We start from the raw sequence: 16,683 nt of genomic DNA on the forward strand, positions 1-16,683 counted from the left end.
AATGCGATAATGAATACAAAAAAAGAAAAATTCAATTGGTGGTTACGGATAGGACTTAGTGCATTTGTCTTGTTTACTATTTATGCCATGAATTTTCTGCTGAATCCATACAGCTCTTATTGGATAGAATTGCAAGCTTATAATACATATGAATTAATATTTGATATTTTGCTTACGTTTCTATTTAGCTGGCTGATTATAGAGGTAAGTATATGGATAGCAAAGATATTAAATCGTTTCCTGACATGGACTAATCATCCAATACTGCGTTTTGGACTACAGAGTTTATTTATTATTGCTTCAACACTACTTCTTCTTTTTATTCAGGTTGAGATATTTAAATGTACATCAGAAGATGTGCATCTGACTCAACAAGAATTTCTGGAGACTTGGCAATTCTTTTTTGTTATCATCATTGTTTCATTATTTGTTAGTGCTGTACATACCGGTTATTTTTTATTAAAAAGATGGAAAACGTCGATATCTGAAGCAAACGAACTACAGTTGAAAACTATGGAGCTGAAAGAGATTGCTCTGCAAGCTGAATTGCAATCGTTGAAAATGCAGCTTGATCCACACTTTATGTTCAATAATTTCAGTACCCTTTCTGAACTTATTAATGAAGACCGGGAAACGGCGATCCGATTTCTAGAAAACCTTTCCAGAGTGTATAGATATATGATACAGAACTTAAAGAAAGATATGGTATCTCTGAAAGAAGAAATAAGTTTTGTAAAGGCATATTGTTATCTGATTGAAATACGCCACGGTGAGAATGTAAAGGTTATCTTTGATTTAAATGACGAAGCATTAGATTTATACATTCCGCCTATTTCAATACAATTGCTGGTTGAAAATGCTATTAAGCATAATATCGCTACTCAAAAACAACCACTGACTATAACTATTACTCTTGAAAATAAAGAAACTGTAAAGGTGTCTAATAATCTCCAACGGATCTCCAATCTCTTCCCATCAACAGGGCTCGGAATTAAAAATATAATTGATCGATATCGTCTCTTATCAGAAACTTCTTTACCCACAATAAAAGAAACTTCCACTTGCTTTTGTGTTACTTTACCTCTACTCAATAATAGATGATATGAAAATACTAATAATAGAAGATGAAAAGCATAATGCCTCCAGATTGCAACGCTTGCTGGCGGATATTTCGCCGGAATTTGAAGTGGTAGGAGTCTTAGGAACTGTAAAGGAAAGTATAGACTGGCTGAAAAAAAAAGCTACTCCCGATGTCATTCTCATGGATATACGCTTATCAGACGGCTTAAGTTTCGATATATTCGAAAAAGCAGACGTTGCAAGCCCGGTAATCTTCACTACCAGCTATGATGAATATGCAGTCAGAGCATTTAAGGTAAACAGTATCGACTATTTGCTCAAACCTATTGAAAAGGAAGAGTTGGAGGCTGCCCTGAAGAAAGCAGATATGGAAAAGGAAAAGATCGCTCCCGCATTGGAACAGGAACAGTTATTAAATCTTTTCAGAGAAAAAGGTCCAATTTTTCGCAAAAGGTTTCTATTACCCGGATACAACGGATATAAAATCATATCTGTTAGCGAAATAGCCTACATATTTACCGAACAGAAAATAACCTACCTGGTTACCTGTGAAAGAAATAGTGAAATGCTGGGACAAACGATGGACGAATTGGAAGACGAATTAGATCCTGACGTATTTTTCAGGGCAAATCGGCAATTTATTATTCATATCGATAGTGTAAACAGAATACAGAATGATATGAATGGGAAGTTAAAAATTTCCTTAAAGCAAGATCAGTCGGTAGAGATTATTGTCAGTAGAGAAAAAGCGCCTCTGCTGAAAAAATGGTTGGACAGATAGCTCAAAACAATTTGATAGATTATGATACGAATTGAGACGGAACGATTGATTATAAGAAATTTTCAACAAAGTGATGCATCTGACTTATTGGAATATCTTTATCATCCGCGTGTAAATTGTTTCCTTGATGAAAAAATGGATACAATCGAGGAAGCTATAGCCAATGTGAAAGAAAGAGAGAAGGACGAATTACAACTTGCCGTTTGTCTGAAAGAAGAGGATAAAATCATCGGAAACCTTTTTGCGCTAAAAGAAGAACCAGACACGTACAGTGTTGGTTGGCAGTTTAACGCCAGATACGAAGGGAAAGGTTATGCAAGCGAGGCGGCAAAAAGATATTTCGCATTCCTTTTTCATGAGAAAAATGCAAGGCGAATTTATGCGTATGTGGAAGATGATAATTTTCGTTCTCAAAAACTATGTGAACGTCTTGGTATGCGTAAAGAAGGATGCTTTATGGAGTTTATTTCTTTTACTCAGAATGAAGACGGAACATCAAAATATGAGGATACGCTTCAATACGCTATTCTAAAGAAAGAATGGGAGCTGACATAAATATATCGTTCTAAGGTTAAAAAGATATTTTTTTTAATAACAAAAATAGACATTTGTGCACAAAGTCGGCTGTATGTCGGGCTCGTTGGTAAATACCTACGTTGATCACAAACTCTTCTTTTGTAGCTATCTGTACATTGTAAGCGGGTTTTAGTTGACCGTTCTTCATGTGATCTTCTTTCATACGCATAAAATTAGCTGATTCATCCTTCTTATTAGATTACTAATCGATCAGCCTTTAGCTTTTTTAATATTTGAAGTACGCCTATAACTTGTGCCGGTTCCTGTTCATAGCTATAACTATCAAAAAACTTGATAGCCCCTATTTCATTGTTAGGTGATATATTTTCGTACAATTCGTATAAATAACAATCTTGCTTCATTATCAGATTTGCATTTTCTCCATATGCCGGCGCAGTAATATGGCAATAGTATTTTAGCAACTCAACATCTACTTTAAGTGTAAGTTCTTCCCATACCTCTCTCAATAAAGATTGTTGGGGTGACTCACCTGCTTCAATCTTTCCTCCGGGTAAATACCATGCTTTCTTATTATTACTATATGCTAAGAGCAGCTTGTAGTTTTTTATAACGACGAAACCTACAGTATGAATAAATTTTATTTTGCACATATGTCTCTCATTCTTTTTATCTAATGTTAAATGGTTTTTATCTCGGTGCTAGAATTATAATTCATCGTCTGCAGTATATTTATAGAGTAAAGTATATCTTGTAGTTCAAATTCTATTCGTTTTCCTTTTAACATATTAATAAGAACTTTAGATATTATATTTCCGGATAATTTTATAGCATCGCTAAGTTTCATCCCTCTCTGCATTAAAAGACATAAGTAAGCGGTAAACATATCTCCGGTTCCCGGTGGATGTAAATCAATCTTTTGAACTTTAACTATTTCGCAACCTTTTTCTTCCAGAATGCAGTTGTATATTAGATTCATATCTAAATTTTTGAAGCTAATACTTGTAATTACAATCTTTTGCTTATTCAAATTGAATTGCCCTTTCAATAATCGGGGAACATCTTCAGCGGTATTAATTTGTTTGCCTATAATAGTTTCTATTTCATATTGATTCGGAGTTAGAAAATCTGCTAAAGGTACTAGATATTTGACTAAGGCATTCGGAACATCAGGTTCAACATACTGTCCTTTATCGATATCACCCATAACAGGATCACATAAATAGCGTATTTCAGGTTTCAGTATTTTTATTGTTCTTACAAAATTAGCTATTATTTTGACTTGTTCAGCAGAACCGATAAAACCGGTGATAATAGTTGTGATTTCTTTTATTATACCTAACTCTAAAATACCATTCAAAACTGCAGTTAACAAATCTTCTGAAATTTTAAATCCTCCTACAGTAGAATGACCTAGATGATTTGAGTATAATACAGTTGGCACAATTACGATATCATTACAACCCATTTGTAAAACTGATGATATCGTATTATTACCTACATATCCTATAGAAACCATGCTGTGTATTATTATTACCTTGTCGCCAATCATTTTCTTTAAGGGTATTGAGGTCGGAAGAGGATTCGAACCTATCTAAAAGGTATTGCGTACCTTTGCCTAACCACTCGGCCACCCGACCTTTTTATTTTTTTACTCATTTTCTTTAACTAAATAATCTATAAGTCCGAAAGAAAAAGCTTCCGGACTTCTGATTATGACTACTTTAAATCATCTATTGACGCTCCAAAGTTGATATGTAAAACATTTCCATTCGTTAAAACCAAAGCCGGAACGGATTTTACACCTGTATTCTCAGCTACTTTTACTTTTGTTTTATCTGTACCTAGATGGATCACTTCAACCTGATCCTTGGGGATAAGATTTAAAATATCCTCTTCTGCACTTATACAAACAGGACAACCTGCGTGATAAAAAATTGCCTTTTTCATATTTGCTTAGTTTTTAATAAAATAATTACTTTCCGTTATCATAGAAAGCATTTCTTAGCTCTAGCAATACAAAAGTATTATATATCTGGATTGTTATAGTGATACAGTTTTAATATAAATAGATAGTCCAGTTGGTATACATGTGCTTCTTATTGGACTACTATTTAATCTAAATACTGGACCATGTATCTAGTTCAAATACACTATACTTTTGCTCTTTGAAAAGTTTTAATATCGGCTAAAAAATATTTGATTATGATAAATTCAGACTACGAAGTATTTAATCTTATTGAACAAGAATTAGAAAGACAACAGACATCAATAGAACTTATAGCATCAGAGAATATTGTGAGTAAGTCTGTAATGAGAGCTGCGGGATCGGTACTAACCAACAAGTATGCAGAAGGGTTACCTTACAAAAGATATTATGGAGGATGTCAATACATTGATGGGATAGAGACACTCGCTATAGAGCGCGCAAAAAAACTATTTGGTGCAGAATGGGTAAATGTCCAACCGCATTCAGGTTCGCAAGCTAATATTGCAGTTTTTCATGCTCTATTAAAACCAAAAGATAAGATATTGGGCTTTAGTTTAAATCATGGCGGTCATTTAACTCATGGCTCGCCGGTAAACTTCTCAGGCAAAATGTATGAAGCCCATTTCTATGGCGTGAAAAGAGAAACTGGACTTATAGACTATCAGGAACTGGAGCAAAAAGCTTTGGCTATAAAACCAAAAATGATAATAGCGGGTGCATCAGCGTATTCAAGAGATTGGGACTACAAACGAATCAGGCAAATAGCCGATAAAATTGGTGCAATAGTGTTAGTTGATATTGCTCATCCGGCAGGACTAATAGCAAAAGGTTTGTTAAACAATCCACTACCTCATTGTCATATAATAACTACCACTACCCATAAAACACTAAGAGGTCCTAGAGGTGGTATGATTATGCTCGGAAAAGATTTTGAAAATACTCTTGGAAAAAAAGAGAGTAAGGGTAACTACAAGATGATGTCCTCATCGTTAGACTCAGCTATCTTCCCTGGAACTCAAGGCGGTCCGCTAGAGCATATTATAGCTGCAAAAGCTATTGCTTTTAAAGAAGCACTAAGTGAAGATTACTATAGCTATGCCACTCAGGTTGTAAAGAATTCAAAAAAGCTTGCAAGTTCATTGATGGATAAGGGTTACAAAATTATTTCGGACGGAACAGACAATCATTTAATGCTAATAGATTTATCTAATAAATCCATTGATGGCAGGTCTGCACAAGAGCTTTTAGATTCTGTTGGTATTACAGCCAATAAGAACATGATACCTTATGATGAAAAGTCACCTTTTATAACTTCGGGAATTAGATTTGGAACAGCAGCCCTTACCTCACGAGGACTAAAAGAGCAAAACATGGATGACGTTGCAAATCTTATAGATTCTGTTTTGACAAATAAAACGTGCACAATAACACTGAATAAATTAAGAGAAAGAGTTCGAGAATTTATATCAGAATTTCCCATTTATTCAAATTGTTAGATTATGGATACAGTGAAAAATAATCTTTTTGTAATTCATCAAAGAATAAAAGTAGCTTGTGATAGAACAAACCGTGATGTTAATGATGTAAGATTATTGTTAGCAACAAAAACGGTTCCAGCTGAGAGAATTCGATTTGCATTAGACTGTGGAGAAACATTAATAGGTGAAAATAAAGTACAAGAATTAAAAGAAAAAGAAGAGAAACTGACTCAATATAATTGTGAAAAACATTATATCGGTCATTTACAGACGAATAAAATTAAAGAAGTCTTAAGATATGTGACTTGTATAGAGTCTATAGATAGACTTGATGTAGTACAAAAGTTAGATCAACGTCTACTGTTTGAGGGCAAAAGCATAGATATATTGGTTCAGGTAAACTCATCTTATGAGGAGAGTAAATTCGGCTTAGATCCAATAAATGTTATTCCATTTATAAAAAAGATAGCGAAATATGACACTTTAAAAATCAAAGGTTTGATGACAATTGGTTTGTTCAGCGCTGAAGAAGAAAAGGTGAGAAGATGCTTCAGGCTGCTAAAAGATATTCAACGACAAGTTATTGAAGAGAATATATCGAATGTCGATATGACTCAACTATCCATGGGCATGAGCGGAGATTTAGAAGTTGCCATTGAAGAAGGTGCAACTATTATTCGTGTTGGTACTGCCATTTTCGGAGAGCGAATTTATCCGGATAGTTACTATTGGAATGAGTTGAAAAGGCCTAATTAAAAATAAAAACACACACGAATGAATATATGCGCATTATTTGATATGGATGGTGTCCTGATCGACACAGAACCACAATATACCATTTTTTGGAATGAAATTGCAAAGCAATATAATATCGAAGTTGAAGACTTTGAGACTAAAATAAAAGGAATGACTATTCCTCATATTTTCAGTTATTACTTTAATACATTATCAGGTAAAGAGGTAGAACAAATTCTTCGGGATTTTAGGCTCTTTGAAGAATCAGTCCTATTCCCTGATATTCCTGGTGCTATTGATTTTGTAAAAGAACTCAAGCTCCATAATATCAGGGTGGGCTTAGTTACAAGTGCTACGGAGTTAAAGCTAGGTCGTGTTTGCCAACAGAAGCAGTTTGATACACTCTTCGATGTAATAATATCCGCAAAAGATATACAAAATGGAAAACCCGCTCCGGATTGTTTTTTGTTAGGAGCAAAAAGGTTATCTTCTGAAACTAAAAATTGTATTGTGTTTGAAGATTCTTTAGCTGGCATTACGGCTGGGAATGCTGCCGGAATGTCTGTAACTGGACTGGCTACGACTCATACAGAAGAAATATTGATGGACAAATGCATAACAGTAATTTCGGACTTTCGGCAGATTACAGTGAATTGGTTAAAGACAATTATATCAAATATATAAAACTATGAATATTCATCAAGCGGGTCGTATATCTCTAATAAATGTGACTTTAGTTCTGGTTCTGATAAATACTGCCGGAATTTATTTCATCAATGATGCATTTGCTGTTAGTATATTGATTGTAATATCGATTATTATATGGTGTTTCACTCTAAATTTTTACAGAAGCCCCAAACGTGTCTTCGATGGTGACATTGAAAATTCTATTGTTTCACCTGCTGATGGTAAGATTGTTTCTATCGAAGAAGTATATGAACCCGAGTTCTTTAAAGATGAAAGATTATTGGTCTCAGTTTTTATGTCTGTGTTTAATGTACATGCAAATTGGTACCCTGTAGACAATGTACATGTTATATATAAGCAACATCATAAAGGGCGATTTAAAGCGGCTTATTTGCCTAAGTCAAGTACAGAAAATGAGCGATCTACAATCGTTTTAGAACGGGAAGATGGTCAACAAATATTAGTCCGACAAATTGCAGGAGCTATGGCCAGACGAATCGTTACTTATCCGGAAATAGGCGATATTGGAAAACTAAACTATCATTTTGGTTTTATAAAACTAGGTTCAAGAGTAGATATGTATTTACCTCTTGGAACAGAAATAAAAGTTGAGATGGGGCAAAAGGTTATCGGCTGTAGAACTTTAATCGCAATAAATAAAAAAAGATAATAGTTAATAAACAGGATTTATCGACTAGAGGTATTTACTAAGGATACGCACACCTTTTTCAAGATTTGCTTCAGAAAGAGATGCATACCCGATTCTTATTCCAGATATCGCTCTATCATAGCTAAATCTATCAGGAGTATAAAAGCTGATCAGTTCGGAATTCACTTTTTCCTTTAATTGGAATAAGTCGGTATTGTTGATCGGTTTCAGCCAAAAAGCAAGTCCTCCATCAGGTTTCTGATATAAGACTTTATCCTTTAGGTGCTGGTCTAGTAATTCGGCAAATAAATCTCGTTTAGCTTGGTAATGAGTTAACATACGTTTTTGATGTCTTCGAATATCACCGGAAATAATCAAATCCAGGATAGACTGCTCCATGATTGCATCGCCTTGAAGATCTACCATTTTACGCAATCGCCCTATTTGAAGTATAAAATTCGGATTACTCACAATATAGCCCACCCTTACAGCGGGCGCAATTAATTTACTTAGTGTTCCGATATATACATAATTACGAATACTCTCAAATGAAGAAATCGGCATAATAGGACGTTGATTGAAATGATATTCATTGTCATAGTCATCTTCAATGATGGTAAATCCATATCTGTTAGATAGCTCGATAAGTTGAAATCTTCTTGCTAGACTTAGTGTGACAGTAGTCGGATATTGATGATGTGGTGTAAGAAAAACGGCTTTTACTCGTTTCTTTTTTACTATATCTTCAATCTGGTCTACATTGATCCCATCGTCATCTACATTCACGGGTATTAATCTTGCGCCTACATGTTCAAAGGTATTCCAGGCAGGCCTGTATCCCGGATTTTCAACTAACACAACATCTCCTTTTTCGAGTAAACAATGAGCTGTAAGAAACAATGCCATTTGGCTTCCACGTGTAATGCACACATCTGCAACCGATGTTTGCATACCTCTGTTTTGATTAAGCATGCTGGATATTGTTTCACGAAATTTATCATCACCAAACTCGCTGGCAATATTCATAATTTGCCAATGGGCTTTGCGGCTAAAGATACGCCGATATGCTCTCGCCAATTCTTTCATCGGAGTATACACTGCATCCGGAAGTCCGTCATCGAAAAATATTAAATCATTTCTGAATATCTCACTTGGTTGAATTTGAGATTTTTTCTTTTTTGAAACTTGAGATATCTGTATTTTATTTGATACATAAGTTTTCTTTCTTTCCTCTGAGATAATCCAACCCTCATTAATAAGGATATCAAATGCCAGAACAACTGTATTGCGATTAACTGATAATTCAGTAGCCATATGCCGCGTACTAGGCATTGTTTCTCCAGCCTTCAGTACGCCACTCTTAATCGATTCTATTATCAAATCAGCTATCTGTATATAGATGGCCTTATCGCCAGATCTGTTTAACTTGGCATGTAATAGTTTTAAGTTCATATTCTTGGACTATCAATATGTTTTTAATTCGAAGGGTAAATATAGTCCAATCAATTTATATTTTAAGCGGAAATTATATAAAAGTGAAAGAATTAAAATTTCTAAACCAAGAATAAAATACAAACGTTGTTTTCTTTTTTCATTTAAAAACATTTATTTACATTTGTGCCAGATTTGGTAATCAGTATATTTCATATCCTGATGAAAGGGAACTCGGTGAAAATCCGGGGCTGTACCTGCAGCTGTAATTCCTCGTGTTATATCGGTTAAATATTCTATGCCACTGTTCTTTATCCTAGAATGGGAAGGCTTTTAACCGGAGGAGAGCCAGAAGACCTGCCAAAAGACAAATAAACACCAAGCTTCCAGGGATAGGAGTGGTTGTGGATACTTTATGTATACATTGCTATTTTATTAATTTTCAGGAAACTCGATGTTTTATTTTATTAATTTTTAAAGAATTATAAAATAAGATATGAGGTATTATTTATTATTGGCAGCAGTATTTCTTTGCTGTCAATTGCTAATTGCACAAATTGCCGATACGACTCGGCATGTTGTAAAATCTGTTTCTCTAAAAGAAGTTGTTGTTACCGGTACTGGTACTGAACATTACATTAAAGATGCACCTGTACAAACTGAAGTGATTTCAGGAAGAACGTTAAAGGAATATGCGGGGCGTGATATTGAGGATGTATTGGGAGGCTTGTCTTCTTCCATTACTTTTAACCGGAGTGACATGGGGAGTAATATTCAACTCAATGGTCTGAAGAATGATTACATACTTATTCTTATAGACGGAAAAAGGCTAAATGGAGACATTGGCGGGCAAAACGATTTAAGCCGTATCAATATGAACAATATTGAGAGGATCGAGATTGTAAAAGGAGCAGTTTCTTCATTATATGGTTCAGATGCAATCGGTGGTGTTATTAATTTTATAACTAAAAAGAACAAAGATAAACTCAGTATTTCTAATACTTCCCGCATAGGCAAATATGGAGATATAGACCAAAGTAATATTTTTGCATTAAAGCATAAAAGGTGGAGTTCGAGTACTTCATTTTCTTTGAGCCATACTGATGGTTGGCAGAATACAACACAAGAATGGTATAGAGGGAAACTCTATGAAAACAGTGTTACAAAAACAGTAAATCGCTCTACGGATTATACTATTTCACAAAATTTATCGTATCAAGTATCTGAAAAACTCACATTAAATACGAGTGCTTCTTTTTATAAAAAATGGACTTATCGTCCTACTGGTATTCCTCAGTGGCGGTTGTATGACTTTTGTTATAGAAATCAGTCCTATAGCACAGGAGGTAAATACAATATGCAAAATAAAGATTATCTTATATTTGATTTATCATTTGACAAATACGATTATTTTTATGACTATACAAGTCGTGAATATACAGACTATTTTGATGAGAACGGAGACCGTATTGTTTACTATGCAGGAGATCGCATCCTTCAAACATCTCAACGGCGTGTATTGAGTAATCTGAAAGGTGTATTTTACCTAGATGAGCAAAATACATTAAACACAGGAATCGAATATATTTGGGATCAGCTAGTATCGCCCTATCGCCTTGAAGGAGATAAAGCTACAGCTTACTCTGTGTCCGCTTATGCTCAGGATGAATGGAATGTGACGGATCGATTTAATATAACAGCAGGAATTCGATTCGGGCAACACCGAGAATTTGGTCAAACAGTTACTCCTAAAATTTCGGCTTTGTACAAGTTTCATAACTTTAATTTACGAGGGACGTATTCTAATGGCTTTAAAGCTCCTACTATAAAGGAGTTGTATTATCATTATTATGCTACCATAATGAGTAAATACAAAGCTTATTATGGAAATATCGATTTAAAAGCTCAAAAGTCGGATTATTATGCATTAAATATCGAATATCATTTACCACGTTTTAAGACAAGTATAACCGCCTATCATAATAATATCCGTAATATGATTTCTCTTCAGACAATAGAGACTTCTTATGAAGACAAACTACAGTTGGTGGAGGAAACCATGAAATACGTTAATCTGGCAAAAGGGCGGACTTATGGCATAGATTTCATTTTTGATACAGAATTACCAATGAATATTAAAATAGGAGGAGGGTATAGTTATCTGGATGCTAAAGGGCAACGTACGGATGATGAAATGGTAAACGATTATATGAAATATGTATATATAAACGGCACTTCACGACATAATGCAAACATTCGTATTTCATGGCTTAAACCGTGGCAGAAATATAAATTAGGACTTAGTCTGAATGGACGTTACCAATCAAAACGCTATTATACAACAGACGGAGATACAAGGGGCTATCAGATTTGGAGAGTCAATACATCGCATTCTTTTCTTGATTCTAAAAAAATAAAATTAGATATCAATATCGGAGTAGATAACATATTCAATTATGTCGATCGGAGTCCTTTCGGACATAATAGAGGGACAACGTCCCCTGGTCGGAATTTCTACACTTCTATTATCGTAAAATTTCAAAATCAAAACAAATAACTATTTTAAAACTATTAATTATGAACAAATTCTTAAAGAATCTTCTAACATTTTCCATGATCCTTTCTATAGGATTTTTCAGCGCTTGTTCAAACGACAACGAGGATGAGAAAGACGATAGAAGTGCTGTTGTAATCAATAAAAAGAACGAAACAGCCTTACTACTTTGCTCTTTCGGTAGTACTTACGAACAGCCTCAAGCTACTTATGATCAAATTATAAAAGATTATCAGGCAGCTTTTCCTAATACAGACATCTATATGTCATTTACATCGCGTACTATAATTTCTCGTGTGTATGCACAGATTGGCAAAGCTTATTCTCAACCCGATCTATGGTTAAGTGCAATCGGTAAATCTGGCTATAAAAATGTATATATACAATCACTACATATTATTCCAGGAGAAGAATATCTTAGCCTAATGAACACGGATGTGAAGAAAAACTTTATGATTTCTTTTCCTAACGTTAAAGTAGCTAAGAGTTCTTGCTTGCTCGAAACAGAGGAAGATGTAGATGCTGTTGCTCAAATCCTTTACAAATATTATAAAAACCGATTAGATGCAGGAGAGATTGTTGCTTTGATGGGGCATGGTAATCCTGATACTGAATACACGCATGCCAATGAGAGGTATGCCCAACTTGAAACCGCATTGCAAAATTTGAGTGGAGAGAAAAATATCTTTGTAGGAACAGTAGATTGGGGAGCTAAAATGTTTTCACATATACGTACTGAAATTGAAGCTTTTGCCACTAGAAAAGGTATAACTAAAGAAAATTATAATAAGATTACAGTTAGCTTGGCTCCTCTGATGTCAATTGCCGGGGATCATGCCCAAAATGACTTATTAGGAGATCTGGAGGATGGTCAGACTTGGGATAAGATAAATCCTGAAGAGCCGGATCATGAAGCAGAGTTTAGCTGGAAATTAAAATTAGAAAAACTTGGATTTACAATCAGTGTCGATGGAACTAACACAGATCCGAAACATTTCAATGTTGTTGGTTTAGGCGATCATAGTGCGATACGTACAATTTGGCTTAACCATATGAAACATGCTGTCAAAAATGCAACATCATGGAATGAGCATTTAGGCGAATAAGTATTATTGAATATTTTGACAGTATCCATAATATTGTGTCCCGTCCTAATATAAGTTGACAGGATTTATACTAGAATATCATATGAACCGATGAATCAAAATTCATCGGTTTTTTGTTTTAGGTGTCTAATGTTAGGCGCTTCGATATTTAAGTCTATTATTATAAATATCAATCAAAAAAGAAGGTAACTCAATTTTGAGAGACCTTCTTTTCCATTCATCAGAATAAATTTTAATAGATATAAACCTATATCCATGGTTTGATCTATTTCTCAGCTTTAGCATCCGTATAAGTCGGATTATAAGGATTATCAGTAACGATGCATCCTTTTTCTGATATAGAGCTTAAGGCATTTTTTTTAAGACGGAGAAATCAACTAATACGTTATTGGATTTAATCGTTACAGCTTTCAAGCTATTCAATGTTGCGAAAAATCGAGATTAGGCAGCCTGTTATTTGTATAATATTCTCCCGAAAAATCAAGAGTCCCATTTATAGTTTTTAGCTTAGGAATACTAAATTCTTCAAACTCACCAATTGGCTGTTATTATTCTACAGTCGCCATTTATAGTTTCTAATGCTGGTAGAGAAAGTTTTCTCATAACAAGAGAACCTAGTATGCTGTTCAAAGTTTTGTTTTATGCTTACCTGAATAATATCTACTCTTGGCGTAAGATTGCTAAAGGTTTAGAAGAGAACATCTACTTCTTGTGGCTCTCAGGTAACAGCCGTCCTGACTTTCGTACCATCCAACCGTTTTCGCGGTGAATGCTTGAAAGAGTATATCATGGAGCTTTTACCCAAATCGTTCTTTTATTGCTGTCAGCTTTATCGATGGCACTAAGTTTGAGTCAGCCTCCAATAGATACCTTTGTTTGGTGTGGCTGTGGCTGTGTGGAAAAGTATAACTCTAAACATGAAGATAGGATACGCTCGGTTTTGTCTATGGTCGATACTCATATTGAACAGGACAAGCAAGAAGAAGGGTTAAGGGATACCGCTAAGGTTATTGACAGTGACTTGCTTCGCAAAAAAGTCAACAAGCTAAACTCGTGTTTCGATAAAATGGACAAAATCGAACAAAAGCAAGTTCAAAAGCTACAGGAAGATTCCCTTCCCCGTTTACAGAAGCATGAAGATCAATTAGAGAAACTCGGTGATCGTAACTCTTACAGTAAAACCGATGGTTTTAATTCTCTGACTATGATTGCCCCGAGTTGTTAATCACTTCGAGAACAGTTGTAGAATTTTAAATGATTCATAAATTTATTAATATAGAAAAAGTAATTAAAAATAATCGGAAAAATAGGGTTGATTATCTGGTATTATTTGTTCTAGTATCTCAACTATATCATTATCTGCCTGAATTCGTTCAATCCGATGTAGATATGAAGGACTACGATACGACATAAGCATAGTGGTCAATGTTTGAATATCAAGATATACCGACTTACCTACAGCTTCGCTCGTATGAGCAAGCCTGCCTTCTGCATTTTTAACTAAACCAAACACTCCTCTATTCCATTCTGCAATCGAATCGGAAACTATAAAATGGAAAGGAGTGAATACATCTAGATTCTTAAACGGGAAATTATTAAGAAATTCAGTCACATCAACTATTCTAGCCATATAATAAGGCTCAATAGTCTCTTGTATCTGCCCATCATCCAAAAAGAAGTGAAGAGGATCATTCTTGTATATGTTTCCTTGTACTTTTTCTATCATTGAGTAATGAGCATAGACAAAATTCCATAGCCCTATTCTGGCTTCCTGATTTAAATAAATAATATCTTTGATATGAAATATATCTTCTTCTATCCAATATAAGATATATCCTTGTGGAATATCATCTTTATCATAATAAACAGCGGCTGTTCTTTCCTCTTCATTTTCCCATCTCCAATATTCCTCCCACTCTTGTGTACCTCGTATTAAAGATCCGTGGTTGCTCCGTGCAAATTTATCATAGACCGCGATTACATCCGGATCGTTGACAGGCAATCTTTCAGCAAAGCCTTTTACCGCAATGTTTTTAGGGATCTGGCTATCTTTTATTGTAAAAGTCAAATGATCGGACATTATCTCCCACCCTTTACGTCGATAATAAGGGATAGAATAGGGATACAGATAAGAGATCCACTGTCCTTTATTTTTCATTATTTGTAGACCTGATTTTATGAGATCATTCATCAGTCCTAGGTTTGCATATTCAGGATATGTACCTACTCCTGTCAAACCTCCCATTGAAAATATTTTTCCATGAATATTTACTTGACAAGGATAGATACATAATTGAGACACGAGCTGATCATCATTAAACCATCCGATAACATCTGCGTTCTTGAGTATAGGACGTTTAGACTTTACAATCTCGCCATCTTTATATCCACTTTGCTGAATATCGCTATTAGTTACCTGAAATACATAACGCAATAGTTCATTAAATTGGTCTATATATTCTAATCCAAAAGGTTTTAAGATTAAACGCTCCCTTATTTTATTTCTTTCCATAACTGGATTTATGTTATTTATACAAAGATGTTAAGTCTTCTTATTTAACAGGATATACAAAAAAATGTTTATATTCTATCCATACTGTAAGCTAACAGGAGGAAATAGATATCCCGATCACTCTTCTTCAAACTCAGCTTACTTAGCCCATTCTGCATTTACTAATATAGGAAAATGATCTGATGGAAATTTGCCGATATTATAAGTATCAGTTAACATTCCCCATCTTTTTGTTTTAAAATGCTTACTGAAGTAGATATGATCCAATATTTCGTTGGTGCTTATGATAGCTCTATCCAAATTATCTAATTCTTCAAGAGGCTTTCCCCAAGCATTGTATGAAGAGTTATTGGCATACGGATGTTCAACATCACAATAGGTATCTCTTAATACTCCCGAATTATTAAGGAGCTGAGCCCAAGAACTATTCATACCTCCATTTAGGTCTCCCATAAATATCACAGGATTATCCCCTGCTATTTCTTTAATTTTTGTCAATATCAATTTACTACTTTCGTTGCGTGCATAATCTTTTTCATAATCATAATGAGCACTGAAAACGAAGAAACTCTTACCTGATTTGATATCCTGTAATTCAACCCATGTACAAATACGATTGCAACAAGGAGCATCCCAACTTTTAGATGGTACATCGGGGGTTGCTGAAAGCCAAAAGTCTCCGTTACTTAATAATCTGTATTTGTCTATTTTATAAAATATTGCAGAATGTTCTCCTTGTCGGTTGCCGTCTCTTCCCTCCCCGTAATAATCATAACCGGGTAGAGCAATTTTCATATCCTTCAATTGATTTGGTAAAGCCTCTTGAGTTCCAAAAAAATCAAAGTCGTGATACTGTATCAACTTTGCAATATACGGAAAGCGATCTTTCCACATATTACCCACATCGGATGAATTGTCATTTCTAACATTATACGTTCCGACATTAAAATTTTGCGCATTTAGAGTAAGGGCAGCTATAAATAATACTGCACTGATAAGATATTTTTTCATTATAATATTAATTTGAGAATTAAAGGTAATAAGTAAATGTAATTTCTTGATGATATATTCTCAGATTATAACTTTCTATAACGGTTTATACAATCGAACGGATAAAAAATTATCAGAATTGGTGCACTTGATACA

General features: G+C 34.5%; 16 protein-coding genes, 1 tRNA gene, 1 pseudogene and 1 riboswitch. Of the genes and pseudogenes, 10 read left to right on the plus strand and 8 right to left on the minus strand.

The features are described 5' to 3' along the window. Positions 1-9: 9 nt before the first annotated feature. From HMPREF9456_RS14945 to HMPREF9456_RS14955, 3 genes are read left to right on the plus strand one after another with little or no spacing between them, the layout of a single operon-like run. Positions 10-1,101, plus strand: a complete 1,092-nt coding sequence (locus tag HMPREF9456_RS14945; protein WP_006844399.1) for a sensor histidine kinase — start codon at positions 10-12, stop codon at positions 1,099-1,101. Position 1,102: 1 nt separating this feature from the next. Next, entirely contained in the window at positions 1,103-1,861 is a 759-nt protein-coding gene (locus tag HMPREF9456_RS14950; protein ID WP_006844400.1) for a LytR/AlgR family response regulator transcription factor, read from the plus strand. Positions 1,862-1,882: 21 nt separating this feature from the next. Beyond that, positions 1,883-2,416 carry a GNAT family N-acetyltransferase gene (locus HMPREF9456_RS14955; protein ID WP_006844401.1) on the plus strand — a complete coding sequence of 178 codons (534 nt, stop codon included), beginning with the start codon at positions 1,883-1,885 and terminating at the stop codon, positions 2,414-2,416. Between the two features lie 16 nt (positions 2,417-2,432). Here HMPREF9456_RS14955 and HMPREF9456_RS17280 read toward each other — a convergent pair whose 3' ends face one another. The 5 genes from HMPREF9456_RS17280 to HMPREF9456_RS14980 form a co-directional block, all read right to left on the minus strand. Then, on the minus strand, positions 2,433-2,600 hold the full coding sequence (locus HMPREF9456_RS17280) for a hypothetical protein (protein WP_157182006.1): 168 nt from the start codon (positions 2,598-2,600) through the stop codon (positions 2,433-2,435). A 31-nt stretch (positions 2,601-2,631) separates the two neighbouring features. Continuing rightward, the gene (locus HMPREF9456_RS14965; protein ID WP_006844403.1) at positions 2,632-3,048 is read right to left on the minus strand and encodes an NUDIX hydrolase; all 417 of its coding nucleotides are present in this window, start codon (positions 3,046-3,048) and stop codon (positions 2,632-2,634) included. Positions 3,049-3,074: 26 nt separating this feature from the next. Then, positions 3,075-3,947, minus strand: a complete 873-nt coding sequence (pdxY, locus tag HMPREF9456_RS14970) for a pyridoxal kinase (RefSeq protein WP_050797502.1) — start codon at positions 3,945-3,947, stop codon at positions 3,075-3,077. 17 nt (positions 3,948-3,964) lie between these two features. Then, positions 3,965-4,035 (minus strand) — tRNA-Cys (locus HMPREF9456_RS14975). Between the two features lie 79 nt (positions 4,036-4,114). Beyond that, positions 4,115-4,345: a hypothetical protein gene (locus HMPREF9456_RS14980; RefSeq protein ID WP_006844405.1), complete on the minus strand. Its 231-nt coding sequence runs from the start codon at positions 4,343-4,345 to the stop codon at positions 4,115-4,117. A 255-nt stretch (positions 4,346-4,600) separates the two neighbouring features. On the opposite strand from HMPREF9456_RS14980, the gene glyA reads away from it, so the two are divergent. Genes glyA through HMPREF9456_RS15000 form a run of 4 tightly spaced genes read left to right on the plus strand, consistent with a single transcriptional unit; the run spans position 4,601 to position 7,955 of the window. Then, on the plus strand, positions 4,601-5,881 hold the full coding sequence (glyA, locus tag HMPREF9456_RS14985; protein ID WP_006844406.1) for a serine hydroxymethyltransferase: 1,281 nt from the start codon (positions 4,601-4,603) through the stop codon (positions 5,879-5,881). Between the two features lie 3 nt (positions 5,882-5,884). Beyond that, positions 5,885-6,619, plus strand: a complete 735-nt coding sequence (locus HMPREF9456_RS14990; RefSeq protein WP_006844407.1) for a YggS family pyridoxal phosphate-dependent enzyme — start codon at positions 5,885-5,887, stop codon at positions 6,617-6,619. 18 nt (positions 6,620-6,637) lie between these two features. After that, positions 6,638-7,282: an HAD family hydrolase gene (locus HMPREF9456_RS14995; RefSeq protein WP_006844408.1), complete on the plus strand. Its 645-nt coding sequence runs from the start codon at positions 6,638-6,640 to the stop codon at positions 7,280-7,282. A gap of 4 nt (positions 7,283-7,286) precedes the next feature. Then, entirely contained in the window at positions 7,287-7,955 is a 669-nt protein-coding gene (locus HMPREF9456_RS15000; RefSeq protein WP_006844409.1) for a phosphatidylserine decarboxylase family protein, read from the plus strand. 24 nt (positions 7,956-7,979) lie between these two features. On the opposite strand, the gene pdxR is transcribed toward HMPREF9456_RS15000, so the two are convergent. Beyond that, entirely contained in the window at positions 7,980-9,386 is a 1,407-nt protein-coding gene (gene pdxR / locus HMPREF9456_RS15005; protein WP_006844410.1) for a MocR-like pyridoxine biosynthesis transcription factor PdxR, read from the minus strand. A 158-nt stretch (positions 9,387-9,544) separates the two neighbouring features. Then, positions 9,545-9,744, plus strand: a riboswitch (cobalamin riboswitch). A gap of 117 nt (positions 9,745-9,861) precedes the next feature. Here pdxR and HMPREF9456_RS15010 point away from each other — a divergent pair. The 3 genes and pseudogenes from HMPREF9456_RS15010 to HMPREF9456_RS15020 all read left to right on the plus strand — a co-directional run. Continuing rightward, the gene (locus tag HMPREF9456_RS15010) at positions 9,862-11,922 is read left to right on the plus strand and encodes a TonB-dependent receptor plug domain-containing protein (protein ID WP_006844411.1); all 2,061 of its coding nucleotides are present in this window, start codon (positions 9,862-9,864) and stop codon (positions 11,920-11,922) included. Positions 11,923-11,942: 20 nt separating this feature from the next. Beyond that, positions 11,943-13,025 (plus strand): sirohydrochlorin cobaltochelatase, encoded by a 1,083-nt coding sequence (locus tag HMPREF9456_RS15015; RefSeq protein WP_006844412.1) that lies wholly within the window; start codon positions 11,943-11,945, stop codon positions 13,023-13,025. A 613-nt stretch (positions 13,026-13,638) separates the two neighbouring features. Beyond that, a pseudogene (locus tag HMPREF9456_RS15020) lies at positions 13,639-14,211 on the plus strand (transposase); the annotation flags it as partial. A 102-nt stretch (positions 14,212-14,313) separates the two neighbouring features. On the opposite strand, the gene HMPREF9456_RS15025 reads toward HMPREF9456_RS15020, so the two are convergent. After that, entirely contained in the window at positions 14,314-15,537 is a 1,224-nt protein-coding gene (locus HMPREF9456_RS15025) for a GNAT family N-acetyltransferase (RefSeq protein WP_006844414.1), read from the minus strand. A gap of 138 nt (positions 15,538-15,675) precedes the next feature. Further along, on the minus strand, positions 15,676-16,548 hold the full coding sequence (locus tag HMPREF9456_RS15030) for an endonuclease/exonuclease/phosphatase family protein (RefSeq protein WP_006844415.1): 873 nt from the start codon (positions 16,546-16,548) through the stop codon (positions 15,676-15,678). Positions 16,549-16,683 lie beyond the last annotated feature (135 nt).

The sequence above is a fragment of the Dysgonomonas mossii DSM 22836 genome, from assembly GCF_000213575.1.
GTDB classification, from domain to species: Bacteria; Bacteroidota; Bacteroidia; order Bacteroidales; family Dysgonomonadaceae; genus Dysgonomonas; species Dysgonomonas mossii.

Bases quoted from the DNA above. Each gene is read 5' to 3' on its own strand.
- pdxY (WP_050797502.1), bottom strand. From the start codon at position 3,947: ATGATTGGCGACAAGGTAATAATAATACACAGCATGGTTTCTATAGGA.
- HMPREF9456_RS14980 (WP_006844405.1), bottom strand. From the start codon at position 4,345: ATGAAAAAGGCAATTTTTTATCACGCAGGTTGTCCTGTTTGTATAAGT.
- HMPREF9456_RS14945 (WP_006844399.1), top strand. From the start codon at position 10: ATGAATACAAAAAAAGAAAAATTCAATTGGTGGTTACGGATAGGACTT.
- HMPREF9456_RS15000 (WP_006844409.1), top strand. From the start codon at position 7,287: ATGAATATTCATCAAGCGGGTCGTATATCTCTAATAAATGTGACTTTA.
- HMPREF9456_RS17280 (WP_157182006.1), bottom strand. From the start codon at position 2,600: ATGAAAGAAGATCACATGAAGAACGGTCAACTAAAACCCGCTTACAAT.
- glyA (WP_006844406.1), top strand. From the start codon at position 4,601: ATGATAAATTCAGACTACGAAGTATTTAATCTTATTGAACAAGAATTA.
- HMPREF9456_RS15030 (WP_006844415.1), bottom strand. From the start codon at position 16,548: ATGAAAAAATATCTTATCAGTGCAGTATTATTTATAGCTGCCCTTACT.
- HMPREF9456_RS15025 (WP_006844414.1), bottom strand. From the start codon at position 15,537: ATGGAAAGAAATAAAATAAGGGAGCGTTTAATCTTAAAACCTTTTGGA.
- HMPREF9456_RS14965 (WP_006844403.1), bottom strand. From the start codon at position 3,048: ATGTGCAAAATAAAATTTATTCATACTGTAGGTTTCGTCGTTATAAAA.
- HMPREF9456_RS14950 (WP_006844400.1), top strand. From the start codon at position 1,103: ATGAAAATACTAATAATAGAAGATGAAAAGCATAATGCCTCCAGATTG.
- HMPREF9456_RS15015 (WP_006844412.1), top strand. From the start codon at position 11,943: ATGAACAAATTCTTAAAGAATCTTCTAACATTTTCCATGATCCTTTCT.
- HMPREF9456_RS14955 (WP_006844401.1), top strand. From the start codon at position 1,883: ATGATACGAATTGAGACGGAACGATTGATTATAAGAAATTTTCAACAA.
- pdxR (WP_006844410.1), bottom strand. From the start codon at position 9,386: ATGAACTTAAAACTATTACATGCCAAGTTAAACAGATCTGGCGATAAG.
- HMPREF9456_RS14995 (WP_006844408.1), top strand. From the start codon at position 6,638: ATGAATATATGCGCATTATTTGATATGGATGGTGTCCTGATCGACACA.
- HMPREF9456_RS14990 (WP_006844407.1), top strand. From the start codon at position 5,885: ATGGATACAGTGAAAAATAATCTTTTTGTAATTCATCAAAGAATAAAA.
- HMPREF9456_RS15010 (WP_006844411.1), top strand. From the start codon at position 9,862: ATGAGGTATTATTTATTATTGGCAGCAGTATTTCTTTGCTGTCAATTG.